Origin of the sequence: Clostridium manihotivorum (genome assembly GCF_004015185.1) — a bacterium.
GTDB classification, from domain to species: Bacteria; Bacillota; Clostridia; order Clostridiales; family Clostridiaceae; genus Clostridium_AR; species Clostridium_AR manihotivorum.
This window is the reverse complement of sequence record NZ_CP025746.1, coordinates 2,530,967-2,557,573: the sequence shown is the minus strand read 5'-3', so window position 1 is coordinate 2,557,573 and position 26,607 is coordinate 2,530,967. Positions and strand designations below refer to the sequence as shown.

Below are 26,607 nucleotides of genomic sequence, written 5' to 3'. Positions count from 1 at the left end.
TATAATGACTTGTCCAACTGTTTAAACTATGTGAAATAGCTAACCAATATTAAATAATTTCATTATTTACGCTCATGCCTGATCTAATCAGTAACATTACGAATATTAAATTTTATTGTAATCTAACAGGTAACCATCGCTTGATGTTCCGCTATTGACTACGTTTCCATAATAACATCATTTTAAACATGTTTCAATAGTTTTTTTTCATATTTTTTAATTTTTTTTAAACTTTCTCCCTCTATGGTAACATTTTATACATATTTTCCATTAATTCCTAATAAATTTAAAAATCGTTTATCCTATTGAGGTGAAGGTTGAAATTCTCTTTAAATAAACACTTAATGCTTGTGATCATTATATCACCTAAATTATATAGTTCTAGGAATCTGCAAGATTATTCAACATTTGTTTATATCATTTTCAAGCTATATAGACGGGACATTTACTCCATCCCCCTGTATCACTTCTAATAATTCCTCTAGAGCTTTAATCACAATGAAATTTTTGTTATTTATAACTGTATCCTTTTTACGGTTTATAAAAACTGGCATAAATCCAAAATTATATGCTCCTAACACATCAGCTTCAAAGTTATCTCCAATAAAATAAACCTCTTCCATTTCGATGCTAGCATCATACATTTTAATATCATCAAATACAATTTTAAAAAAGTCCTTATGAGGCTTTCTTATGTTATAATCTGCACTGAAATATATATTTACAAAATATTTTTCTAAATCAAACTGGTTAATGAATTTTTTCATTACATTCTTTTTAAATATGGAGTTACTTAGTAGATATACCGGAATATCTAATAACTTAAGCTGCTCTAATGTAGAAACAGTGTCATTAAAAAGTTCAGTAGCATTCATTTCAAGTGCACAATTAAACAAAACTTCCTCTAGCGGATAATTCACTTTAAAGCCATATTTGTTTTTAAAATCTAAGACTTCATCTTCAAATGCTATTTCTGAATTGTCCTCATTTCGTTTATCATAAAGATCTTTCCAATATGTAGCTGCATACTCTATAAATTCAGCTTTATCAGTACCCTCTGATAAAATATTTTCATGTAGATAGGATAACCCTGAATCAAAATCGAACTTAATATCATGAAGCAATGTGTCAAATAAATCAAATATAATGGCTTTAACTTTTTTCATAAAACTCCTCCACAAAAATTATCTAAAGGCTTGGTCAAACTCTATAACTGCATCACGGTTTTTCCTGTCTTCATAAATGTCTGATTAATAGTATTTACCACCCTGCGCATCAGCTAGGTAGCCATCTCTTAGTTCCATTGCCATAAAGGCCGGATAAATTCCCCCATTACAACGCCATATTCAGCTGCTTCAACAAATCCAAACTGATTCATTAACAATAAAAAAACACAGAGTAATTATAATACCTATGGATGCCATAATTATTTTATATTTTATGAAATAAACATTAATCTGTGGTGAGCTTTCCAAGCCTAGATTAAAGTACTCTTTTTACTATAGTCTGGGACAAAAGCTCCGTCCCCCTGTCCCTGCAAAAAGTTATCAACCAATTTTTGTGCTTCTTTAAATGACTGTTCGCAATAGTTTTTAGAAAAAGGATTACCAAAGCCATGCTTTCCATTTAACATATAAGCACTAATATTATCCTTATTCAAATAATTAACTAATTCTTCTACATTAAAGGATATCTCTTCAGAAGGGAAAATTAGAAGGGTTGGACATTTTGGAGTGATATTCATATAATCCCTAATTCGTGAACCATAATATCCTATTATCCCTGTACACATATTTTCTTCCTCACTGCATAACCATGCAACTGTTGCGCCTACACTATAACCTAACAAAAATATATTCTTATATTTTTTTTTAGCTTCCATAATCACTTCTTTAACTTGCCTTGTTGCGAGATCAAACCCGATATTATCCATAAAATGTTGATATGCTTCTTTCTCAGAAGAGTATTTAAAAGCTTGCGGAAGATTAATTAGATTTGGGCAGATAACATCATATCCGTTGCTAGAAATCTTCTTACAAACCGTCTTAATATGTTCATTAATTCCGTATATCTCATGTAGTACTATTATTACAGAATCATAATTATTTACAATTTCCATATTTCCCACCTTAGATTTATTAAGTAATTTTTTACTGCTTCCTTTAGCTTTAAACTTGGTAATAATAATTAATTATACTAGAAGTAGACCTCTCAAAGGTCTAATGCATTGTACCCTTCTATCATTTTCTCTAAAACTTTAGAGAACAGTTCAGGTAGCAATTGTGTATTATCTTCTTTATCACATAAATATTCGATTATAATCTCAGAAATTTGCTTAATAACTGCTGCACCTTCCTCAAAAAGAGCTGATGACTTTATCCAGTAATGATTTTTTGTTTCATCTCCTAAATATCTAAGCATCACACTCATTTTATCAAAGCCACCCTTAAACTCAATGAAATCAGGCTCATCAATTCCTTTAATAGCATTTGGAATCGTTGGAACTGATCCAAAAAACTCTACCATGTTAAGTAATATTTTATCATACTCTTCTTTACTAAGCTCATCCTTCCACCTTGGAAGTTCACTGATAAACTTTTCAAAGCCTTTATATCCTAGAAAACCTGCTGTTGGATTTAGGAATAGCTCTTTTTTCCTTGCAATAGCCTCTTTAGCGATTTGGATTTTATCTAATTTTTCAACCATTCTAATGGTACAAAGTGTATTGGGGTTGCTTAAGCCAGGATAGTTACAATTCATAGCATTACGTAGTTCAGTATAAGGAAGTGATAGACGCTCTAACCTACCACAATCATATAGGTAAATACTTTGCTCTTCATCATCATACCCAACCATAAGTATGTAATGAAAAGGAATATGTTCCTTTCGGTACAACTTTTCAAAATACGGAAGATAAAACATATCTATAGCGCCCAAAACCACAGGGTATCCAGAATTAATTTCGGCTTTGGCTTTTATTAGAGCTTTTTCAAAATTACTGTATTCATAATGCTTATATTCAAACCCTATTATTGGGGACAAAAACTCATACATCTTTTTTGTTCGCCCATCTCCTAAAGCCACCAACCTCTTAAGCTCAGCTTTTTTAGTTTTTAAATAACAAAAGGAACCAAAACTTGCTAGAGTAAAGAAAAAATTATCGGGCAAGCTTTCTCCGGTTTTATTCATATATATATCTTCTATACCATTCCACATGCATTCATAATCGTCCATATGATGCTCTATATCAATTATTTTTCTCATATTACATCTCCTAAAAATTATACTTGTTGCAACACAAATATAATAAACCCTCGTACGATACAAGGGTCAATAGTCTTTTCAAATCTTCTTCAGAGGATAGTAATATTCTGTTATATAATCCTTGGGATCACACTGGTTATTGGGAGACACAAGATATTTACGTATTGGTGCGTAACCTAGTTCATACCCAATATCTTTGATGTATTTATGCACATAGCTGCTGATATCACTTATTCTGCTATAGATTCCCTTAAATGACACAACAGCAACTTCAATTGGAGGCAACTCGTAATAATTTAACCCCTTGGTTTCTGTTGTGCCTTCACTAACTATACGCAAAACTTCTGTATCTATTATATTTTTTGCCAAATCAATACTATGCGTGATGGCATAGGAATATTCGTTGTTTAAGATTTTCACATTATTTTCAATACATTTGCGCTCAAAGCTTTTCCACAGTAACCCTTCATCTTCAAATTTACTTATATTGTCTCGCAGACTAATAACTTTCCGCGACGCAACAGTAGTTATTTTCACAGAAAAGGTAAATTCACTATACCTACCAATGTGATTAATAATTTGATCCATACGATTAATTTGTTCTTCAATATGTTCTTTTTCCTTCTGTTTTTCTAAGATCTTATCTTTAATCAATTTACGTATGTCGTCATCAGAACTACTGTTTATCATTGAAATCTCTTTCAAAACGAAACCTAATTCTTTGAGTATTTGAATACGATTAGCAATTATTATTTGGCTCTCACTATAGTATCTATAGCTATTAACTTGGTCAACATGCTCTGGAATTAGCAGACCTATTTTGTTATAATTTCTTAACATATTAATACTAATTCCAGTAAGCGCAGCAAACTCACCTATTTTTAGCATTTATAGTTCTCCTTCTCTATATATACTCACTAGAAATATTCCGCAATCATCCCTTAGTTTCAAAAGTATACCTGCCCAATTACTTGTAGATATACTTCTCTAAAAATGATTATTTATCTAAAGGCTTGATCAAACACTTTAACTGCTTCACGGTTTTTGCTGTCTTCATAAATATCTGATTCATAGTATTTACCACCCAGTGCTTCAGCAAGGTAGCCTTCACTTAGTTCCATTGCCATAAAGGCTTGATAATTCTCCCCATTGCAGTCTGTTACGCCATATTCAGCTGCTTCAACAAATCCAAACTGGGGATAATACTCTGGACGTCCAAAAAATATGATTGCACCATATCCAAGTTCTTTTGCATTATTGATCATTGCTTGTATAAGGGTTTTTCCCACTCCCTGACGCTGTAATTGTGGCAATACACTTATTGGGCCAAAATCAAGTACCTGTAGTTTTCTTCCGTCAGGTATTTCAACAACAGCATTGCTGCAAATAATATGGCCCACTACTTGTCCATCTACTTCAGCTACCAAGCTTAATTCTTTAATGCCATCACGTTTACGCAATTCATTGACCATCCAGTGTTCATAGGGAGAACCAATGCCACCTCGTTCTATTCTTCCAGGATAGGAAAATGCCTCTCTTGTGATTTCTTCAACTCTACGATAATCCTTTACTTCTTCGGTTCTCACTACTATATCCATTACCAAACACCTCGCTAAATTATCGTTTATAATTTTTATTTTAAATACCTATATGTTAATAATACATATTTGAATTTGTTAATCCTCACATATAGGTATCCTTTACGAAAACTTAATTTATACATGTTCGATAATACAGGCTTCTGGGGATTATCGGGCATATATAAATTAATAGTTGAAGTTGGATACCTATAACACTTGTACTATCGGCTTATTAACGAAAATTGACTAGCTGTTTAATTGTGTTAATTATGCTGTAGTAGCAATATAACTTCCCCATATTTACAGAAATATTGTAAACCGCATTTAAATTGGTAATTTTCTACAGCAACGCAAAATGAGGACTCTCCATAACTGCTTTCATTTGGCATAAGCAAAAAGGGTGTCCAGAAGGGTCAAGCATAACTGTCCAATCATCGGAAAATTGCTCAGATGCCATTGTTGCTCCACACTGGATTGCATATTGAACTGCTTTTTCTAAATCATTAACAGCGAAGTCTAAATGTGCCATTTGCTGCTGAGCTTCAGGCTTGTCAGGCCATACAGGTGGTTCATACTCATGATTCTGTTGAAACAATATAGAAGGATATGTTCCCTGATTGGTTCCTGGAGCGTAAACACATGCCCATTCTTCACCCATAGACATTACTTCCCACTTCAGCAATGCTCCATAAAATTTTGCTAATTCATGGGGTTCTTTGCAATCCACCGTAAGTGAGTACATCTTGATTTTCAATTCATCATCCATAACCTTAATACCTCCTAATATAAATAATCTGTTCTATAAATCGGAATAATTTGTCAGCTTCGTATTATGCCTATTGGGTTTATCATATTGCAATCCACCAACACACTCCAAATTTGTCTATAACAGTCGCACAACACTTGCTCCATGGAAGTTCCTGAATAGGATTAATAATAACACCGCCATTACTCAAAATATTAAAGGCATTATAAACCGATTCTTCGCTTCCCATCTCAAAAACATTAAAAGTCATAGTTTCCCATTTCATTTTATGAACTATGTTTATGTCACAAGGGTTTGCTGCTTCGCCCAATGCTAAAAAACCTTCACCATTTACGGATAATTCACAGTGTACATAAGCAGTTTTGTCATCATTTTTCACTTCAAATGTAATTTCTGCGCCAAAAGCTTTGCAATACATTTCTGCCGCTTCAAAACTACTTTTCACATAGACCTGAGTATAGTTTTTCATATTTTCCCTCCTAATATAATAATCCGCAGTTAAAAATGCCCGATAAATTTACTATTTATAGTTTTTATCTAAAAAACTTACAATATTATCTATCTTCATATTTATGTTCATATTCTTTAACATAGTTGCGCCCCATATTCTTTTCATGCTTGTCTATGTAAGATGAAGAAATTTCATCTGCTGTAATTCCGTATCTAAGTAATGTATCGTTAAAATACATCAATACGTCACTCATTTCCTCACAGAATGCTTTTCTTACATTTTCGTCCTCCATTATTGCAGAATCACCTTTTTTCTTTATTATGGCGATGCACTCACCTACTTCTTCCATCATCCAGAGAATAGAGTTCCTTCCATACTGAGCTTCTAATGGTGGCCAGGTATCCTTATGTACTTCATATAAAGCCTTTTGCATGTTTAACATATCTGAAATTCTTATATCCTTCATTTTATTACCTCCTCAAATTGTAGCCATTCACTGGTTTTATTCCTATATCTTCAACTTCTTTCAATTATAACCTATAATAGTGCAAAAACACTTGAATAATTTTACAACTAAATAAAATAAAAAAACATTTATGCTAAATCTTTGTTATAATTGAGTTCCCACACAACAACTACAGCAAGGAGATTTGCATAAATGTTTCAGAACACAATTATATCAGATGAGTTATCAATACACAAATTCTTTAAACAACTAAATTTTGATTTATACCTAACAAAACCACAACTAAAGCATCTAGAGAGCATTATAAATGCTATGCTATCAAAAGGCTATAAAGGGAAAATATCCGATATAGCGGAGCTTGCTTCGCAAAGGCATCGAACCAGTATTACTAGATTTCTAGCAAGCAGTTCATGGAATGAAGATTTTTTAATTAAAGCCTTAAAAAAATTAGTTGTAGAATTAATTTGGAGCAAATCTAAAGAAACTAACAAGCCAATATACTTTATCATAGATGATACTATTTCTGAAAAAACTAAGCCCTCGTCAAAGGCTAAAAATATTATTGAAAAATGTTCTTTTCATAATTCTCATCTCAAAGGTAAAACAGTGTACGGTCATCAAATTTTAGTTTCATTGCTTTCTTGTGATGGTTTGGTACTTCCTTATTCAATAGACATTTACGATAAGGATTTTATGAGTAAAATAGAACTAACTCAAAAGTTAGTTGAATCACTACCTAAACCTGAAAATAAAGGCTATGTGTTGTGTGATAGTTGGTATAGTTGTAAAGCTATTTTTAATAGTTCCGAAAAAGCTGGTTACAGCTACATAGGAGCTATAAAAACTAATAGAGTAATTTATCCTAAAGGACATGAAAGGCTCGGAGTAAAACTTCATAAATTTGCAACAACACTCGATATAGATGACTTTGACCTTGTCACAGTTAAAGATCAAGAATACTATATTTATAGCTATATTGGAGATTTGAAGGATAGAAAAAATGTTACCATTATTTTAAGCTATCCTAAAGATTCCTTCCATAAAGACGGTTCACTAAAAACATTTATAGCATTGGATAACTCTTTAGTTCCCTTAGATATTTTAACTCAATATACTGACCGATGGGCGATTGAGCCATTTTTAGAGATTGTAAAACTTACTTAGGACTAGACGGATATCAAGTAAGAAGTGAAAAGAGTATCAATAGATATCTTGCAATAATGACTATAAATTATACTTACTGCAAATTATACTCTAATGAATCATATCACTTTAATACTGGATATAAATCAGCCAAGAAAGCTCTAATAAAATCTAAAATAACATATATCTACGAAGCTGCCGCTACCGGAAAGTCACTAGAAGAAATTTTTAAAACATTAAAAATAGCTTAGTTAATCTTTTGGTTATTTAACTGTAAAATTATTCAAGTAAAAACGCACTATTATAGTATAACATATTTTTCGCATATAGCTTCCAAACTTGTTATATTTTCCTAGCTATCATACAGCATGTTTCTTATGACTTGTAACATGGACAAAAGCTCCGTCCCCCTGTCCCTTCTCCCACTGTCCCTGTGATATAATATAATTATTTAACAAATCCATTTTACATAAGCTTAGGAGGTAAACATGAAAAAAACGCTGATTATTGGATCTACTGTACTGGACATAATCATCAATATAGAAAAACTACCCACTACCACTGAGGACTGCCACATAAATGGCCAAACTATGTCTATGGGTGGCTGTGCTTTTAATGTGCAGAATATAATAAAGCTTTTTGAAGTACCTTATGTGTTTTGCTCACCTATCGGTACTGGAATTTATGGAGATTATGTGGCTTCACAACTGAAAAAGATAGGATTATCACCATTTGTCAGAGTTGAAGATCAAGATAACGGGTGTTGTTATTGTTATGTTGAATCCAATGGGGAACGAACTTTTCTATCATATCACGGTGCTGAATATACTTTTGACCCTATGTGGCTTGACGATATTAATATGAATGATTTTGACCAAGTTTACATCTGTGGTCTAGAAATTGAAGAAGCCACAGGTAATAAAATCATCTCTTTTCTTAATGAAAATAAGCATTTACAAGTTTTCTTTGCCCCTGGTCCAAGATTCTCCATAATAGATAAAAAGAAGCTTGATGACATCTTCAAGCTTTCACCGATTATTCATCTAAATATGGATGAAATTCTGACTTTTACAAAGGCAGTAACTTTAGAACAAGCTGTTAAGATCCTGTACTCCTTAACCAATAATTTGATTATCATCACAGATGGTGAAAAGGGCTCCTATATATATGATGGTGAACACCTACAGCATTCTATGGGTATCAAAGCTGATGTTGTTGATACAATTGGTGCTGGTGATTCTCACATCGGAGCCTTTATGGCTTGTAGAATGTTGGGCTACTCCTATATAAAAAGCCTAGCGATAGCCAATCAAGTATCTGCAAAAGTCGTGGGGATAAAAGGTAGCCTTCTAACTTCTGATGTTTTTAGGCAGATAGTACCTGAATTGAAACCATGAATTATATGAATAAATTTATGAAAGTTCATAATTGAATTTTTACTATTTCCCCTAAACAACTGTTATACGGCTTTAATGTTGCTATATCTAGATAATAAAAAAATTTATACTGGTCTTAACAGAAAGAAAGGTTCACTTAACGACCTTTTTCAGTGAACCTTTTTTTGCGAATCTGTCTTTCCTGATCCTATGTGAAGAAATTTGGGCAGGTTAATAAGATTTGTCTTTTACTTTTCACCCTAAACTACTGTTCTAAAGCCTTAATATTGTTATGTCTAGATAATAAAAAGATTCATACTAGTCTTAAAAGTAAAAAATGTTCACCAAAGTACTCTTCTTCAGTGAACCTTTTTTACGAATCTGCCTTTTCTGAGCCTATGTGAAGAAGCTCTGGCAAACCACATAATTTTTCCTTTTTATTCTTTGTCCCATATCAATGTCACTAAAAAGCTTTCTCAATTTGTCACTTCTCACTATATAAACCAAATCACATAATTGCCTTATTTTTAGGGAACAGTCCATAAATTAGATTTGTAACTACAAGTATGAAAACAGTATAAGTACACATTCTAGCCACATATGATTCTAAAAGTGCCAATCTAAAAAAATAAAAAAATGCGTTCCATACAATAAGGATAACCATTCCTATACCAAATCTTACCATAAGCTTAGCTTTAAATTTTCCAAAACTCCTCTTCCCCTGTCTTACACTTCTATATAAAGCTATCATTAAAATCACCGACAGTATTATTGCTGCCATAAGTGCAACAAAGGCAACAAGTTCAATATTTTTATAAATATAAAATAGTGATGGAGTTTTACCTGTTTCGTATCCCTTCCACTGGTTAAGCACATCATTTATAATGGCAATGCCGTTGTCACTGTTGGTAAAAATAATTATTCCGTCCTTTTTTCCAGGTATCATCTCGAATTGAGCTTCCCATCCTCGATTAGCACCAGCATGATATATAGCTGTAGTTCCATCAGATAAAGTCTCTCTGGCAAATCCAAATCCGTAACCTGATTTAACTGGAGTAAACATGGTATCAAGATTTTCCTTGCTTATAATTCCAGCTCCATCATCCATACAGGCAAGCATGAACTTTGAAAAGTCACTAACTGTAGTCTTTAATCCTGCCGCAGTTGCTTCAGTATATTTATATGTTGGAATCTTCTCTCCAAAAAAACTATATGCCTTTGACATAGTTTCAGGAAAATACTCAGCATCATAAGAGCTATTTTTCATACCTAATGGATTTAAGATTTCTTCATTAGCATATTGGTAAAAAGGCTTCTTTGTAACCTCTTCCATAATAAGCTGAAGTATTGTATATCCACCTCCAGAGTAGCTATATTGGCTTCCAGGCTTAGCTGTAATTTTTACTCCATCTGAAAGAGACTTTTCTAAGCTTTGAAGCTTTTTATCTGGATCTGTTCCACCATAACCATGAATTGAAATACCTGCTGTATGACTTAAAAGCCGCCTTATGGTTACATCGTCTTTATTGTATTTTGAATCAGGAATGTGCCAGCGGGTTAAGTACCTTTCAGCTGGAGCATCCAAATCAAGCTTTCCTTCTTGAACTAAGTGCATTACTGATACAGCTGCAACACTCTTAGATACAGAGCCTACCTGAAACACTGTATCATTAGTTATTGGTTTATTTTCACTTTTATCACTATATCCATAGTTTAGAACATATGTGAGTTTACCACCACTTATAAGTCCTATGGAAGTTCCCCCTATATCATACTTTTTCAAAAGTTTAGGTACTCTGCTGTCTAGTTTAGCTTTAAAATTCTTTAAGTCATTATTATTAACTTCAGCATGCACCATAACGCAAAAGGCTAAACTTAATATTACAAGGGATATAAAAAACTTTCTTAGGAAGTTCTTAGATTTTGGATTCATTCCTATACCACCTTTATTAAAGTAATTCTGTTTCTTTAAACTGTTAAAACCTAATCATTGCAAATAATTATGTTACCTTATATAAAATAATAATTCATAGTTATCTCAGGATATTCATTTAAAAAATAAAAATATCCTTATGGTATTTATATCTTCCACATGGATGATATTGCCTCTCTTTGCTCGTAAACTTCTCTAATCAAGTTAAACATTCCGTGTATTCATAGCTTGTATATAAAATTCTAGCTTTTGATCGTATTCATATCATTGTAATAACCACTAGTTTTTTTACCATCTCTAATATAAACGCCGCTACTTGAAATAATATCTCTAAAAGTAAAAAATTTCAACCTCGATGTAATATATCAAAACTGAATTTCTTCAATGATGTGTGATGACTGTAATAGCTTAGACTATACCAAATGTCACTTCTATTGAATCAAAAGCCTCAAAAAATAGAGCCCCCCCCACTATACTTAACTTAGTGGGAATAAATATGCTATAAACTATCTGAGCATTGTATCCAATACAGATATCCTTATAAAACAGCCCTAACAGTTCATATGATGACAAAATTTTATAATTAAATAATTATATAAATATATAGAATTCATGCGGGGTTCAGAGATATATTACATATCTCAGCTTATCAATAAATAAGTGGCTTACAGGAAACTCTTTTTAGCAAATCATCTTCTTGAAATGAGAAGTAAAAACACCACAATACTCATTCTGAATAATGCGGTGTTTGAAATTATTATTCGTTTTTTAGTTGTGTTAACATATATAAATGTTATGCATCAATCTTGGTAGCAAAATGCTTATTGATCATAGAACCTTATTTTTTAATAACTGGTATCCAAATTTCGATTTTGTAGTCAGTTGAACTCATATCACCTTCCGAGTACCACTCCACTTCTGGTGCTTCTGCATGCTCATAACCGGATGTAGGAAACCATTGGGCAAAAATCTGTCCCCATACTTCTGCCATTGCTGTAGGCATAGGACCGGTTATTTCAAATATTGCCCATGTAAGAGATGGTATTTCAAGCTTACACAATGTTTCAGGACAGCTTTTTTTCGTTATAGTGGCGATATAATAGTCAGTTGTATTGTCCTCATACATTCCACTGTATACACCTAATAAACCATATGGTTCGGTGTCCCCCAGTTCAGCGATTTGCTTAAATGTCTCTGATGGTGTATCACTCCACATTCTTCCTATGTTTTCACCTAAGCCTTCAATATGTGAAAACCTTTCCTTGACACCTGCAATGGTAAACGAATTTTTTTGCTCAATTCTGTAGTTCACTTTAAACACTCCTTTTAATGATAATGATAAAGTTATGCGGAGATACGCCTTTAGAGATACTCCATTTTCTCTTAATTTTGAGGTCGTTACTCTATGCACTAATATTATGACTTAATCACTTGTAATCATATCATATATATGGAAATTATTACATATATTCTATAGATGAATAAATATTTTCATAACATCTTTCACTGCATTATATAATCTCATGTATTTCTTTGATATATCGCTGTCAAAGATAAGTATATCATCAGAGTTTATGGTTAGATCAACTCTAAAACTCACTTCTTTTCTCTTCATACTCTTTTCTGTGTATAATAGATTGATAACTTCGTTGATGATTTGTCATAAAAGAAAAATATGTATTAAAACACAGTAAATTTCACTTCTGAAATAATACGATATTCTGATTTCCTGACTTTATTTTCTCTCTACAATTTCACCACTACTTTTCAAAATACTATTCTCTGGAATATAACCCCTCACAGAGGATAATGGATAAACGATACTATCTTTTCCTAATATTGTCCCTGGGTTTAAAACTGCATTACATCCTACTTCCGATGAATCACCTAAAATTGCACCAAATTTCCTTAAACCAGTTTCAATAATATCTGTACCATATTTTACTTTTATCAATGTTCCATTAGACTTTAAATTAGAGGTTATTGCACCTGCCCCTAAATGGGCTTTATACCCTAATATTGAATCACCAACATAATTATAATGGGGAACCTGGGTTTTATTAAAAAGGATTGAATTTTTAATTTCAGTTGAGTTTCCAACTATAACATTATTACCAATAATAACATTGTCTCTAATGTAGGCACAATGCCTGATTTCGCAATTATAACCAATTATTGCAGGACCTTTTATCAGGGCACTTCTTTCAATAGTAGTGCCTTTGCCAACCCATACAAATTCCTCTATTCTTTCAAAATCATTAGGCAGAGTCTTTGCGTATTCAAAAATGAAATCCCTGATTTTTGTAAGGGCTTCCCAAGGATACTTAACCCCACAAAATATTGCTTGTGCATCTAATTCACTCAGTGTAAAAAGTTCATCAACAGAAATTTCCATAATAATCCTCCTTAAAGTATTTCGCAGTATAAGAATATCACTACTTAATCATCTTCCTTTTAACAGTACCTTGTTTTGTCCACATTTCTAATAATTTTGTTATTAAGAAATATGAAATTGCAATATATCCCGGATATTTCGAGAAATTAAAAATTATAATAAACCCAATTATAACTCCAAGTATTCCGAATAAAATGTTTGTAATGAATAGTTTAAATCTATATTTAGGTCTATTAATTATTTCATATTTTTCAATATTTACTTGAAAAATATCATAATGGTCTTTCTTAGATATTAATATAGAGAGCGTCAATACAATTGATATTAAGATACTACTTATTCCTAATATTAATTGAAGATCCATAAACATATCCTCCTAACTTATTTCTATGTAAAATAGTGTTATTGTACATTATCTTACCATTCCGCCTTAACTATTATTAATTATACAATATGAAACCAATTACCATAAGAAACCCGTAGACCGAAGAGGTTTTTCAATAAATTTATCTGAATATAAAATCTTCATCTTCCATTTATATATCCTTTTTAAGCTAAATATAGGGGACATAAGCTCCGTCCGAAACCACTGAAAAAGTAGCATCTTTTAGACAATAAAAAACGGCTTCTTCAATAAAAATAGATTAAACATCCTTTATTTGTAAAAAACTTCAGTATATCTAATAAAAAGGAGGATACCAGCTTGGCTATCCTCTTCAAATTTACCGCTAATGCCGTTAACCGGGCTTGCATGCCCATGCTTCTTAGACCATACCCTTTGGCACGATCTAACCCATGAAATCTCTTCATTTCACCATTTTTCCACTCATTACAGGAACGATTTTTATATTTTTCTAGAAAATCTTGAGTCTTTGCACGTTGACTATACTCGTAGTACTCATGTGCATTTACTCCAACTTCTAAAGTTCTTGCTGACACTTTACCATTAATACATTCAGAACGGTGTGGACAATCTTTACATATTTCTTTGTCAAAAGTATATCTAAAACTTTTTTTACCACTTTTATTGATTTTTGCTTTCTTTTTTACTGTATTGTTTCCATATTTACAATACCATTGGTCGGAGTCTTTATTATAATTAAATTTACTCTCATCGATACGATATACAGATTCACTAACAGGTATATAAGCTTCTGCTTGATCTTCTTTAATTAAGTCTAAAATGGGTTTTCTAAAGTATGCTTTATCACCATAAACTTCTTCCGCTTCAATCCCTGCTTCCTTCGTTAGCTCGTATAATTCTTTAAAACCTGTTCCGTCAACATAAGCTCCATCATGTACTGCTACCGCAGTGATTATACGTTCTGAACCTGTAGTCATTATAAATTCTGTCTTGTATCCAAAAAAACTATCAGTTTTACTTTTGTTTCCCACTCTTGCATCTTGGTCTACTAATGAACGTACTCCTTTTGTTGAATAAATTTCTCATCGGATATGATTTCACGAGCATTCTTAATAACCGCTGCGGTAGCAGAAGTATCAGGATTTTCTATATGATTTTCTGCTTTCTCCATAAGATCTTCCAAGTATGCTTTCATTGTTTCTTTGGCTACTTTGTGATCGTCGATTGCTTTATAATCAGGAATGTTTGCATCAACACCCTCAGGTATTGACCCTCTTTCTTCTTCTAGGTTCTTTAGGATTTTTTTAGCTAAGTGTTTTAATACTCTCTCAGGAACTAACTTACCTGTATTAGCATGTGTATGAGTAGCATCAATGCTTATACTATGTCCTTTTATAATTCCTTTTTCAACGCATTGTTTTACAACTTCTTTTATGATTTCATCCATTGTAACTTCTTGTAGTCTATGAACTCTAAATTTAGCAAGAAGACTTGGATGCGGAAGTTCCTCTTCTGGGTTTAAGTCAACAAACCACATGGATGCAAGATTTAAAGAAGTTTCTTCTATTATTTTTTCATCCGATAAATTATATAAATATTGTAAAATCAACAATCTTATCATCATTTCCGGTTCCTTTGCGGGACGGCCATAATATTTGCAATAAGAACTTTCAAGAAGTTTATTAACAAAACTAAAATCCACAGCTTGATCAATTAGTTTCAATATATGATTATCGGGAATTTTGTGGTATAATATAGAATATAGACTGTATTGTTTTGATTGATTTCTTAACATATGGTTGAACCCCCCTTTTTGGTTATGGTTGTCGCAATTCCATTATACCATTTTAAGGGGGTTTTTTGTATTCTATTCTACTTTATTCTAATTTATTTTACATATTTTCAAATATTTATAATATGTTTTTCAGTGGTTTCGCTCCGTCCCCCTGTCCCTGATGGTGACTAGTACATTCAAAACTCTTTTTTAAAATAAGTTCTACTACTTCTTCAATACTCAAATTATCTGTTTTAATTCTTATGCCCATGATTTCTTTCTCAAGCGAAGGTAAGCATCTATCCATCTGCTGGGCTGGCCATGAATTATTTGAATCACCTCTTGCTGCTAACCTACTTAATAAAGTAGACCTTTCAGCAAGTAAAATATAATGACGAATAGAAATTCCCTCATTAATCAGCCTGCCAATAATTTGACTATAATATTCTTTATTCACCAGTGTCATTGGCACAATGATTATTCCAGAGTAATTTTCATGTATATATTTTAACATCTGATAATTAACATCACGCCACATTAATATATCTTGAAAATCACCTTTACGACTAATACAATCAGGTGAATTATTCCAAATAAATTCTCCTGCATTTTCAGGGTCATATACAAAAGAATCTTTTAATTTTTTATGTAATTCATATGAAACTGTTGTTTTTCCAACTCCAAATGGACCATTTATCCATATAATCATAATTACTTGCCTCATAAAATATAAATATTATTTGTTTCACAAAATCTTTCTGTTCCGACTTAATTACTTGTAATTATACCACATTTAACCAAATTATTCGTAACTATAAAACTACATGAAGGTTTTAATGTTATTCTCTACACTGCATTATTCTATTTTCAAAGAGCATTGTTAGCATAGTAAATTTCGCAAGTTATGTCGTCTTATTCTTGAATTACGACAAATCTATTTATCAAATTTCATTATTTAAAGAAATTTTTTATACAAAACTTTAATGTATAAGAAAGCTTTGGTGAATCTTTTGAAATAATTAGTAAAAATAAACTTACTAATCCTCTAATAATAAAGAAAGAAATTGAAGATAATTTATTTTTAGATTATGAAGGAAAATATGTAAAAATATAGAATTTATATATATAAATAATTATTATTGGAGGGGATAGAATGTGTAAAAAGAAATTTAAAGTTTTTGGTGCTACAACTTTATGTATGTTGTTGGCTAGTAGTATTTTTATTACTATACCAGCAAAAGCTGATTATTATAGTACATCAGGGCTGGTTTCCTGGTATGAACCTGGTGGTAAAATAGGCTATGATGGAAAAGTGATAACTGACCAAGATTGTGCAACTAAGTTGTCACAGGATAATCCGCCAGGGGGAACAGAAATACACGTAACAGATAAAACTAATTGAACTGAAGCTGTATTTTATAAATATGATGTTGGTAATTTCAAATCTGGTGTTATATTAGATCTAACATGGAGAGGATTTGTGGTTACTTTTGGGCATCTTGGAAGTGATGGATATTTTCAGGGAAGTTATTATCATTATTAAATAACATATAATTGATTTGAAAATTAATTATATGGAGGATAATATGAAAAAAAAGATTTTTATATATATATTAATTTTTATAGTAATATCTTTTTCAATACTTATAGTTATATTTAGTTCTAAAATCGCAAGTGGCAAAAATGAAAATAACATCAAAATATCAGTAATGTATACTAACAAAGATTATATCGCAAATTATGGAATATACGACTTAAAGAAAAACGACTTTAAAAAAGTTTATTCGAGAAAAAATGAATGTTTTTCAGACTTTAGTATAGATCAAAAACATAATATTTTGTATTACTCTAATTTAATTGAAAAAAAATATAATATATATAAAGTGGATTTAACCAATAAAAAAGATAATACTGAAAGGGTAGCGTTTAATAATTGTAGTGGAGATATGTTTGATTTATATGATAATACATTAATTTTTAGAACTCTTCAAAATGTTAATAATAAAAATTATACATTAGGTGTATTTGATATAGTAAATCAAGATATACGTACTTTTAAGAATGATGCAGATTTGCAAATATATAAATTTTATTATAACAAGGTCAATAATAAAATTTATACAATAGAACGTTCTATAAGTGAAATGGCGTCAACTAAATCTCCTAATATACCAAGTAATAAAGTAGCTGAATATGATAAAAGTGGAGAAAATAAAAAGCAAATTTATAGTGCAAATAAATTTATTGATAATATTTCTGTTAATAATAATGCGGATAAACTTTTATTTGATGCTACAGATATAGTTAATAAAAAGACAATACACAGTATTTATTTAATTGATTTAAAAAATAAATGTGAAAAAGTTATATTAAAGCCTGGCGATAAATTTGAAAATACTAAATTTAATATAATTAAAAGTCCACAATTTTCACCAGATGAAAAAGGATTCTATTTTTTGGGCTCTACATTAAACTCAAATATTATTGATCAATCTAATAAAGGCAATACTGTAACTTCAAATGCATTATATTATTATGAATTTTCAACTTCAAAAATATCTAAAATTTTTGAAGTTGATGATGCTATTATTAATATTTTTAAAGTTAATTAATAATAAATATTATGTTAAATTGTAAAATAGCTCAACCTAGTCATTATTATGTGGCTGGTATTTACACGTAAGTCGGCTGTACCCTTATTTTAATTTACTTTCCAACACACACTGGAATTTACTACGTGAATTCCAGTGTGACCTGCGGGGCTTTTTGGAGATAAAAAGGGAGTTTAACAACTCCCCTTCGCTTTTTTAAAGGCCGATATAACGTGTTTTATCGCGGAGGTTTTCCATCTTATTCCTGACTAAGTTTCATCCTATCAACTGTTACTTCCATAAACTTCTTAAGTCCTTCATCTGAAAAACAAGTCATATTGCCTTTTTCATCAAAATTAATTCCTAATATTTTGCAAATTGCTAGCAGTTGAGTTGGGCTTAAAATATAAAAAGCTATAAAGAATTAATTCCTCATAGCTTTTAAGACGTAAAATTTTCATATGGCATCATAAACTCCGATTTTTATAATCTTCTCAAGCCATTTATTCTTATATCATCAATCTCTTCAGCGGTTAATGTGTCCGCGTTATATAATCTCATATATTCCTTGGATATATCGCTGTCAAAGATAAGTATGTCATCAGAGTTTATGGTTACATCAACTCCTGAACGGTAAAGTTCCTTGATTGGATGTGTTGCTAATCTTTCAACTCTTCCAAGTTTAATGTTGCTTGTAGGGGTAATGTTTAATCGGATATGATTATTTATTAAAAACTCAACTACCTCTTCTGAAGTCACCGCAGCAATGCCATGTTGTACTTCATCTAGTTCTAACAATTCAACAGCCTTTTTCACATCATATGCAGTTCCCCATTCTCCAACATGGGCTTTAAGCCTCAAACCTTGACTTTTAGCTTTCTTATAAATCGGGATAAAGTTTTCAATTGGTTGTGAAAGCTCATCTCCGTATAAATCAATAGAATAAAATATTTCATTTCCCCAAAAGTGTTCTAAGCACTTTGTCAAATAATCTATGGGACAATGTCTTGATAATCCTATTTGTAGCCGTAACTCAATTTCTGGCGCTATCCTTTGGTTTGCATCTTGAAATGCATTAATTAAATATTCTATTTTATCATGATAAAATTCTCCTAAGCCCCAAACATCTTCACCTATCTCAAGAACTTTAATTCCATCATGTTTTGCTTGTACAAAAGTGGCATCAACCAACAGTTTTCGCATTTCTTTGTTGTTAAACTTCTCACCAATATACTTATCATTCCAGTTATGCATCTCCTGCATAGTGGACAAAACTTCTTTACAAAAAGGAATATCTATTCCAGTTTGGAGTTTAATGTAATCCCTACTTCCACCTAATGTAAAATGATTGTGCAAGTCTGATTTTGGTATGTCTCTTAATTTATCCATATCATGATTCTTTAATGCTTCAATGAATTTATCTGAAGATATGTCCTTCATCTTATCCTCCACCATTTCCCTTTGCGTAGCTTTTTTAAGTTAAATATATGAGACATAATCTCCGTCCCCATGTCCCTGATGATATGCTGATTTATAACTTTTAAATCATCACAAGTTTTCGTTGAGATTTTCTTGTAATGCCACGTAAAAAAACTGCATACTCAATTGTGAATAATGCAGCGTTTTAATTAATTATTAGTTTTTATTTATGTAATGCTAAATAAGGAGAATATGAAATTATAGTTTACTATTTTTCTTATCATTAATATATAAGTCAAGCGCTTCGGTTGCTTTAATAGCTAGTTTTATAATAACAATAAGTGCTATTATAAAAGTAACATTAACTATCCATCCTGTTATTTGGCCAAAAACATAAAAACTCAAATCCTCTTCCCCACCTTACATTAAATCGTATAATCTTACCACTCTATATTGATTATACCATATTATTCCACACTTCTCTAAGAAATCCGTATACCAAAAGGTGTTTTAAAATAATTCTTTACTGCATTATTCAATCTTCAAAGAACATTGTTCCTACTCTAAGTTCTAAAAGTTACGTCTCATCTTAAGAATATTCCTAACTAATTAACCCATAACCTTTGTATTAATAGTTCCTTTAAAAGTACTCCTCAGCAATTTATTCAGCATATTCTTTTCTTAAAATATCTATAAATTCTTCTACTTCTCTATAATTACTTAAAATTTTTACGTTTTTATCAGGAAAATTTGTTAATATATTTTTAATTTTAGGCATTGTATCCATTTGAAAACTTTTTATGAACTCAACGAATTCTTCTGACACTGTATAATCAAAGCCCTCTGCCATGTCATCCCTAATTACACCTTGCTTAATATTTTCTTCAGCTCTTTTATAAGCATTGGCTACACATATTTCTGAAGGTATATTTAATGCTATCACTGTATCAGCTAATTTAACCCTCATTTCAAGTGTAGAAATATAATTACCATCAATAATCCATTTCTCGTGTATCCCTGCAAAATCACTTACTCTTGCAACTAATTCGTCTCTTGTTATGTGCGATTTTCCGCCAGTATGATAAATTTTGTCTAAATGTAAAACTGGGTAATGCAGAAAATCATTAATTCTTTTTGTTAATACTGATTTCTCCGCACCTGGACACCCGATTATTATAATTTTCATCTATTACGCCCTCGCTTTTCAGTTTCTTTTGCTTGCATACGAATAAATACAAATATTATTAGTGAACAACATCTTACTGTTCCGACATAATTACTTGTAATCATACCATATTTAACCAAGTTGTTCCATGACTATAAAGCTACTTGAAGGTTTTAATGTTATTTCCTTAGATGCATCTGTCTGCTTTGATGAGACTTAGTATAATATTAGGCATAACTTCTCTTCTTACAAATTTCATATAAGTTTCTTCATCCTGCGTTCTTCCGCCCATCAGAGACTTATTCGCAATCATATTGTCAGAAGCACATAATAAAGCGACCAGCGGTTTTTTCATCAATTTTGCCGCTCTGAATGCTGAAGCAGTTTCCATATCAATGAGGTTGCATCCAGTGCTTATGATACTATCAATATGAGGAAATTGAGCAAAAATCGTGTCAGTGCAGAAAGCCTCGCCTATATGCCATTTTACATTATTTTCATTGCAGATATTCTCGGTTTCCACTTTGAGAAGTTGGAGTAATGATGCATCTGGGTAAACTCTTTCACCAAAAACATCTATACCTAATTTATTTGAGGCTATGTATCTGCTTGCACCATCACCGCATACAGAATATTCAGGAATAACGATATCACCTATACCTATCTTCGTATCTAAGGCACCAACAGAACTGATAAATATAATTCTTTTACATTGGGACATACCCAAAGGCAGTAAAGTATCCATGAATGCTGGAGCCCCACAGCCAGTTTTAATAAATGTCATTTCAATCTCACCATTTTTTATATTCCATACCTTTGAACCATATAATGGTGCAGATGAGATAAGTAATTCCGCTTTACCAAGGCCAGGCAACCTTTGCGGCTCCCAGCCAGGTGTAATAATTACATTATCATGAATCATATCTGAAGCAATTCCCAAGCTATTAATGCATACAGCCTCATCACAGACCCCAAACCGTTTCATTGCTGATATTAAATCGTTATACTCCATAAGACCATCTCCCTTCTAAAGATATATGGGGCTCATTAGAATATATCTCATATCTGGTATAACCAAACCATAACTGGCATTGTTGCAATACAAATAATAGTTGTCACTACATTTATAGCACTTGCATATTCTGCATTCTTCCCATAGATTTGAGCCATTTGTGTAACTGTTGATGCGGAAGGTGTTATTGTTGCAAGTAGACTGATAAGTAAGATCATCTTTCCATTCAATAATAGGTTTGCCATTCCACCATATTTAAGCAGAAGCAAAATTATAAAGGGACATACCAACATTTTAAGAAATGTAACTATGTAAATTCGCTTATAATCAAATATCTGTTTAAAGCCCATATTTCCAATCAGCATTCCCGTCACAATCATACTAATAGGACCAATCATAACACTTACTGATTCCATAGTTCCCGCGATAATATTGGGTAGTTGGACTCTTGTAACAAACAATAAAATTCCAAAGAAGATAGTAATCATATTGATATTTAAAAGAATTTTTTTAAGATCTATTTTTCGCTCTTCGCAGAGTACCATCCTGCCATGAGTCCATAGAAGAATTATTTGTACAGATAAGAAAGCACTGGAATAAATAACCCATTCTTTTCCTAGGACAGAAGTTACAATTGGGATAATCAGATTGCCAGCATTTGAGTACATAATAGATGTTTTTTCAACTGCATCCAGGTGAAATATCTTTTCAATCACCTTTACTAAAATCAACAAAATAATATGAATCACTATTGCGGCCACAAAAGCAAGAAGCAATCCATTCCGTATGCTTTCTGTATATTTAACCTGAAAGGCATTAATAATAACGCAAGGCATTATTAGATAAATAACAATCATTGAAAGACTTTTGCTCTCTTCTACTTTCATTAAACGTGTTTTAACCAATACGAATCCCATAGCCATAATTAAAAAAAGTTTGGCAATCTGCTTCATTAATAACAAACTAATCACAATTCTACCTCCATAATTTAGGGGAAACAAGTTATACCTTATATTCTTCACTTTACAATAAACTCAAATTTTCATAACACACTTAATCAATTAATTCTTATATCATAAAGATTTTCAGATGTTAATGTCTCCAATCTTTCTTCTTGTATTAGCATTTGCTAAGCATATATGAAATAACTTCAAAGGAAATCAAGGCTTTCTGGACATCAATTATTAATAATGGAATATTCTTTTTACAATGGCTCCTAATTATATTTTAAATTTAAGCGTAAAAATACCCGGATGAAATAATGCTTTCTCCCGAGTAATCATTCTAAAAAACATTCCATTACTAACCTTCCAATAAGCCACTCCGAGAGTTATGCTTAATTTTGTGTATATTTAAATTCATCATAATACATCACTCCCTATACTTAAACAATATTCAATTTACAAATCTAAGTAAAAATAGATATTACTCTTATCGGCTTGGCTGGTTCCTTCATACTCCTGTGTGTTAAGTCCACCTATTGCAAATCCGGATTTTATGTAGAATAAACATGCAGAAAGATTGTTATCTTGACCTATTGTATAAATCCCTCGATAACCGTTTTCTGACGCAATTTTCTTTCCCTCATCCAGCAATAGCTTACCTATTCCGTTACCTCGATACGCCTTAGATACTTTTAAATCATCAAGATATAAATATTTAAAGTAGTAATGCCTATATATCGCAAGTCCTACACACTTTCCACTATCATTATAGGCTCCAACAAAGAAGCATTCTTTTTTTAATTCATCAAAATCATAGTTTTCATCTGGAAATACCATATCCCTGATTTCACTTTTCTCAAATTCCTCGGTGGTGTATGCCCATTTGGTACCATCGTAAGTTGGTATCATTTTTCCCCACAATGCAAAAGGTTCATTAGGAATGTTAATATCATTCTTATTAGCTTCAGCAATCCTTTTAATTCCAATCATTTTCAAGCCCCCTTGCAAACTTATTGTTTGTCTATTACTTAAATTTGTCCCTAAATTTATTATAACATATTCTTCAATTATACTTTTGCTTCAGGGTATTTTCTACTATCCTTTACCAATGACTTTATATTCTAAAGCTAATTTCTTTACAAAAAGCTATCATCACTATGTCTATTACCATAATACTTTTAAAATAGACAAAGCTATTATTATTACTACAAAAACTAATACAATAATCCCCATGTTCCGATTATATTTAACCATCTCGTCACTTGGTTCAAGGTTTTCATTCTTAAACTGCCATCTCCTGCCGAATAAAGCTCTTTCTCTTGGATAAAATATCATATATAAAAGCACTACAATAATAGGAATAGAAAAAACCAAAATGAAGAATATATCTATTATTTTCATAAAATCCCCTCAATCACTTCTTATTTATAAAATAGTTCAAGCTATATATATTGCAAATTGGTTTCTACAATCTAACACATAGCCTGTCTATTGTTTGAGTAGGAACCTTATTTATGTTACTTATAAACTTTTGAATTGCAGTTCTAACTTGTGGCAGAGATTTATAAAAGACATTGTTAATAACAGATGCCTTTAGCCATCCCCATAACCCCTCTATAAGATTCATTTCTGGACTATACGGTGGTAAAAACATCAATTCAAGCCTATCTTTAACTCTATTAAGAAATGGCTGAATCAGCTTTGCATGATGAATCTTAGCATTGTCTAATACCACAACAATTTTTCCTTTTGGATACTGCTTAAGTACGTTTTCTAAAAAGTCATTAAATATCTTAGCGTCATATCTTTCATGTTCCTCGCAATATACGTTACCAGTCTCGTAATCCAATATTCCCATAAGTTTAACACCTGCATTTTTACCGAACGTAGGAATTTTCCTTTGTTGTCCTCTTATAAACCAGCTCTTTTGAATTGCTTGATAATCTCTAATCATTGATTCATCTTCAAATAAGATGGTATCAACTAAGCCATTGAGGCATTTTTTTTAAAGCTTTAAAGTCACTTTTAAAAATTTCTTGCTTTTCTTTATCAGCTTTCGCTAAGACGTAAGTAGGTCTAGTATAACTTAAATTTAATCTATGAAGTACATATGCTATTCCTCTATGTGACATATTTATATTAAATTCTTTAATAACCCATTGCCTCACTAATTCAATAGTCCAATTCATTTTAGATTCGAAGCCTACATCTTCTGGAGTTTTTGTAGTTATAGTTTCTACAATGAGCTTCTCTTGAAGTGAATTGATTTTCTTTTCGCTCCGCCGCCGTGGCCAATATTTAATCCATCTATTCCTTTTGATTTATAATTTTTTATATATGTAGAAACAGTATGTTCTTCTAGATTCTCCATTTCAGCTATTTTTCTATTTGTAAATCCATCAAAATGCTTAAGTAAAACAGAATATCTTTTATATAACCTTGTGTTTTTAGTCTTTTTTAAAGCTGATTTTAACTCGTTTATATCATCTTCATGCCCAGCAATCTTATTAAGAATCAAAATATCCATATTTAAAACCTCGCTATAATTTTTATTTTATATTCTAGTTTGGATATTTTAGTTATCTTATATTAATGGATGTTCTTACCTAAATATCATATCGAAATTTTCATCTTGCAACATATATATATTAGAATTCCTGTTTAATTACTCGTAATTATGCTATTTTATTGCAACCAGTTCTATAAAGTATACAATTAATTGAAGATCTTAATTTTACTTTTTCACTCCATTATCCAATTTTCATAATCTTATCAAACCATCAATTCTTATATAATGAAGCTCTTCATCGGCTAATGTATCCGCGTTATATAATCTCATGTATTTCTTTGAAATATCGCTGTCAAATATAAGTATGTCCTCAGAGTTTATGGTTACATCAACTCCACAGGGGACATTAGCTCCGTCCCCATGTCCCTGAGTTCCCAGTAAATCAAATCCTGGTCACGATTAATTTCTTTCATGCCTACCTTTTCTAATATTCGTGCAGAAGGCCTGTTATCAATGAGACAATCTGCCTTAATGACTTTTACATTTTTTTGAGAAAATGCCCAATCCGTAATAGCTCTTAAGGCTTCAAAACCAAAGCCCTTCCCTCTTTCATTTTCTACTAAGCCAAACCCAACTTCAATCTCACCTTTCTCATCTGGTTTTCCTTTAAACCCTATATCTCCTACTACTTTCATGCTATCCTTTTTAACAATCATCCAAAATTCAAATCCACTTGGGATTTTACTTTTCTCTAAGTCCTTATTTATAAAAGGTAAGATATCCTTAGTATCATTAGTAGGCCATTTTTCATCTAAGCCTATTCCGAGTTTTTCAATTTCTTTAATACTTCCCTCTAATAAGGATTGAGTTATTTCCAAGGTTACAGGGATTAATATTAATCTATCCGTAATAATATTATTTAAATTCACTTTAGCTTCCACCTTTCATTGCCAAACACCATGCTAAGCTGATATTGTTTAATTCTTCCTTGCTACAATTGTAAACTCTTCTTGTACATTGTCCTTTGTCCAAGATGGATGTTCATCAAATCTATTAAGAGTAAATCCATTTTCCATAACAGCATTAATGATTTCACTAATATTGTATTTTCTATAACTACATAAAGGCATCTGTCTACGAATATCTTCAGAGAAAAACCTTGCATGCACCATTTCACCGTCAAATATATCTGTTTGCTTTTCTAACCCTAGAACATCTGATACCTTTTGGAATGGATGAAAATCACTACAAATCATTCTTAACTCTATCCGAAGGTTTTCCTGATGTACTTACCCAAAAATCATAAGCGTTATATTCCCAAGCCTTTTTATTTTGTTTGCTGTACTCTATGATATAACCTCTCCTTTACAAGTGCCTTAACTTTATACATTGAACAATCATACCATATATTATACATTAAAACATTTATTGTAAGTTCGCCACACTTTATATGGG

General features: G+C 31.5%; 26 protein-coding genes and 3 pseudogenes. 4 read left to right on the top strand and 25 right to left on the bottom strand.

Annotated features, from left to right (window positions below; all coding sequences use genetic code 11):
- Nucleotides 1–428 precede the first annotated feature (428 nt).
- The 8 genes from C1I91_RS11470 to C1I91_RS11435 form a co-directional block, all read right to left on the bottom strand.
- On the bottom strand, nt 429–1,166 hold the full coding sequence (locus tag C1I91_RS11470) for an HAD family hydrolase (protein WP_128213000.1): 738 nt from the start codon (nt 1,164–1,166) through the stop codon (nt 429–431).
- A 311-nt stretch (nt 1,167–1,477) separates the two neighbouring features.
- A complete protein-coding gene (locus tag C1I91_RS11465) occupies nt 1,478–2,119 on the bottom strand; it encodes a dienelactone hydrolase family protein (RefSeq protein WP_128212999.1) in 642 nt (213 codons plus the stop codon).
- Nucleotides 2,120–2,211: 92 nt separating this feature from the next.
- Nucleotides 2,212–3,264 (bottom strand): BtrH N-terminal domain-containing protein, encoded by a 1,053-nt coding sequence (locus C1I91_RS11460; protein WP_128212998.1) that lies wholly within the window; start codon nt 3,262–3,264, stop codon nt 2,212–2,214.
- 78 nt (nt 3,265–3,342) lie between these two features.
- Nucleotides 3,343–4,152, bottom strand: a complete 810-nt coding sequence (locus tag C1I91_RS11455) for a MerR family transcriptional regulator (protein WP_128212997.1) — start codon at nt 4,150–4,152, stop codon at nt 3,343–3,345.
- Between the two features lie 113 nt (nt 4,153–4,265).
- A complete protein-coding gene (locus tag C1I91_RS11450; protein WP_128212996.1) occupies nt 4,266–4,862 on the bottom strand; it encodes a GNAT family N-acetyltransferase in 597 nt (198 codons plus the stop codon).
- 322 nt (nt 4,863–5,184) lie between these two features.
- On the bottom strand, nt 5,185–5,610 hold the full coding sequence (locus C1I91_RS11445) for a VOC family protein (protein ID WP_128212995.1): 426 nt from the start codon (nt 5,608–5,610) through the stop codon (nt 5,185–5,187).
- An 82-nt stretch (nt 5,611–5,692) separates the two neighbouring features.
- Nucleotides 5,693–6,079 (bottom strand): VOC family protein, encoded by a 387-nt coding sequence (locus C1I91_RS11440; protein WP_128212994.1) that lies wholly within the window; start codon nt 6,077–6,079, stop codon nt 5,693–5,695.
- 85 nt (nt 6,080–6,164) lie between these two features.
- The gene (locus C1I91_RS11435; RefSeq protein WP_128212993.1) at nt 6,165–6,527 is read right to left on the bottom strand and encodes a dATP/dGTP pyrophosphohydrolase domain-containing protein; all 363 of its coding nucleotides are present in this window, start codon (nt 6,525–6,527) and stop codon (nt 6,165–6,167) included.
- Between the two features lie 192 nt (nt 6,528–6,719).
- Here C1I91_RS11435 and C1I91_RS11430 point away from each other — a divergent pair.
- Nucleotides 6,720–7,921, top strand: a pseudogene (locus C1I91_RS11430) (IS701 family transposase).
- A gap of 237 nt (nt 7,922–8,158) precedes the next feature.
- On the top strand, nt 8,159–9,067 hold the full coding sequence (locus C1I91_RS11425; protein ID WP_128212992.1) for a carbohydrate kinase family protein: 909 nt from the start codon (nt 8,159–8,161) through the stop codon (nt 9,065–9,067).
- Nucleotides 9,068–9,554: 487 nt separating this feature from the next.
- Here C1I91_RS11425 and C1I91_RS11420 read toward each other — a convergent pair whose 3' ends face one another.
- The 7 genes and pseudogenes from C1I91_RS11420 to C1I91_RS11395 form a co-directional block, all read right to left on the bottom strand.
- Complete coding sequence (locus tag C1I91_RS11420; RefSeq protein ID WP_128212991.1) at nt 9,555–10,979, bottom strand: serine hydrolase; 1,425 nt, start codon at nt 10,977–10,979, stop codon at nt 9,555–9,557.
- A gap of 838 nt (nt 10,980–11,817) precedes the next feature.
- Nucleotides 11,818–12,291: a GyrI-like domain-containing protein gene (locus tag C1I91_RS11415; protein WP_238475975.1), complete on the bottom strand. Its 474-nt coding sequence runs from the start codon at nt 12,289–12,291 to the stop codon at nt 11,818–11,820.
- A gap of 159 nt (nt 12,292–12,450) precedes the next feature.
- Nucleotides 12,451–12,594 (bottom strand): hypothetical protein, encoded by a 144-nt coding sequence (locus tag C1I91_RS28135; protein ID WP_164880393.1) that lies wholly within the window; start codon nt 12,592–12,594, stop codon nt 12,451–12,453.
- A gap of 120 nt (nt 12,595–12,714) precedes the next feature.
- Nucleotides 12,715–13,374, bottom strand: coding sequence for an acyltransferase (locus C1I91_RS11410; RefSeq protein WP_128212990.1), 660 nt, complete (start codon nt 13,372–13,374; stop codon nt 12,715–12,717).
- 40 nt (nt 13,375–13,414) lie between these two features.
- On the bottom strand, nt 13,415–13,738 hold the full coding sequence (locus tag C1I91_RS11405) for a hypothetical protein (protein WP_128212989.1): 324 nt from the start codon (nt 13,736–13,738) through the stop codon (nt 13,415–13,417).
- Nucleotides 13,739–14,004: 266 nt separating this feature from the next.
- Nucleotides 14,005–15,533 (bottom strand): annotated as a pseudogene (locus tag C1I91_RS11400) (IS1182 family transposase).
- A gap of 115 nt (nt 15,534–15,648) precedes the next feature.
- Nucleotides 15,649–16,221, bottom strand: a complete 573-nt coding sequence (locus C1I91_RS11395) for an AAA family ATPase (protein ID WP_164880507.1) — start codon at nt 16,219–16,221, stop codon at nt 15,649–15,651.
- A gap of 444 nt (nt 16,222–16,665) precedes the next feature.
- On the opposite strand from C1I91_RS11395, the gene C1I91_RS11390 reads away from it, so the two are divergent.
- Together C1I91_RS11390 and C1I91_RS11385 are read left to right on the top strand one after the other, a co-directional pair.
- Entirely contained in the window at nt 16,666–16,914 is a 249-nt protein-coding gene (locus C1I91_RS11390; RefSeq protein ID WP_128212987.1) for a hypothetical protein, read from the top strand.
- A 184-nt stretch (nt 16,915–17,098) separates the two neighbouring features.
- A complete protein-coding gene (locus C1I91_RS11385; protein ID WP_128212986.1) occupies nt 17,099–18,124 on the top strand; it encodes a hypothetical protein in 1,026 nt (341 codons plus the stop codon).
- Nucleotides 18,125–18,586: 462 nt separating this feature from the next.
- On the opposite strand, the gene C1I91_RS11380 is transcribed toward C1I91_RS11385, so the two are convergent.
- The 10 genes and pseudogenes from C1I91_RS11380 to C1I91_RS11335 form a co-directional block, all read right to left on the bottom strand.
- Entirely contained in the window at nt 18,587–19,543 is a 957-nt protein-coding gene (locus C1I91_RS11380; RefSeq protein ID WP_128212985.1) for an amidohydrolase family protein, read from the bottom strand.
- Between the two features lie 237 nt (nt 19,544–19,780).
- Nucleotides 19,781–19,927 (bottom strand): hypothetical protein, encoded by a 147-nt coding sequence (locus C1I91_RS28130; RefSeq protein WP_164880506.1) that lies wholly within the window; start codon nt 19,925–19,927, stop codon nt 19,781–19,783.
- A 256-nt stretch (nt 19,928–20,183) separates the two neighbouring features.
- Complete coding sequence (locus tag C1I91_RS11375) at nt 20,184–20,708, bottom strand: P-loop NTPase family protein (protein WP_128212984.1); 525 nt, start codon at nt 20,706–20,708, stop codon at nt 20,184–20,186.
- A 166-nt stretch (nt 20,709–20,874) separates the two neighbouring features.
- Nucleotides 20,875–21,699: a phosphorylase family protein gene (locus tag C1I91_RS11370; RefSeq protein ID WP_128212983.1), complete on the bottom strand. Its 825-nt coding sequence runs from the start codon at nt 21,697–21,699 to the stop codon at nt 20,875–20,877.
- A gap of 47 nt (nt 21,700–21,746) precedes the next feature.
- Nucleotides 21,747–22,670, bottom strand: a complete 924-nt coding sequence (locus C1I91_RS11365; RefSeq protein WP_128212982.1) for an AEC family transporter — start codon at nt 22,668–22,670, stop codon at nt 21,747–21,749.
- Nucleotides 22,671–23,099: 429 nt separating this feature from the next.
- On the bottom strand, nt 23,100–23,633 hold the full coding sequence (locus tag C1I91_RS11360) for a GNAT family N-acetyltransferase (RefSeq protein ID WP_128212981.1): 534 nt from the start codon (nt 23,631–23,633) through the stop codon (nt 23,100–23,102).
- Nucleotides 23,634–23,807: 174 nt separating this feature from the next.
- Nucleotides 23,808–24,044 carry a DUF6199 family natural product biosynthesis protein gene (locus C1I91_RS11355; RefSeq protein WP_128212980.1) on the bottom strand — a complete coding sequence of 79 codons (237 nt, stop codon included), beginning with the start codon at nt 24,042–24,044 and terminating at the stop codon, nt 23,808–23,810.
- Between the two features lie 64 nt (nt 24,045–24,108).
- Nucleotides 24,109–25,170 (bottom strand): annotated as a pseudogene (locus C1I91_RS11350) (IS630 family transposase).
- Between the two features lie 365 nt (nt 25,171–25,535).
- Nucleotides 25,536–26,081: a GNAT family N-acetyltransferase gene (locus C1I91_RS11340; protein ID WP_128212979.1), complete on the bottom strand. Its 546-nt coding sequence runs from the start codon at nt 26,079–26,081 to the stop codon at nt 25,536–25,538.
- Nucleotides 26,082–26,129: 48 nt separating this feature from the next.
- Nucleotides 26,130–26,408, bottom strand: a complete 279-nt coding sequence (locus C1I91_RS11335; protein WP_205694305.1) for a hypothetical protein — start codon at nt 26,406–26,408, stop codon at nt 26,130–26,132.
- Between the last annotated feature and the right edge of the window lie 199 nt (nt 26,409–26,607).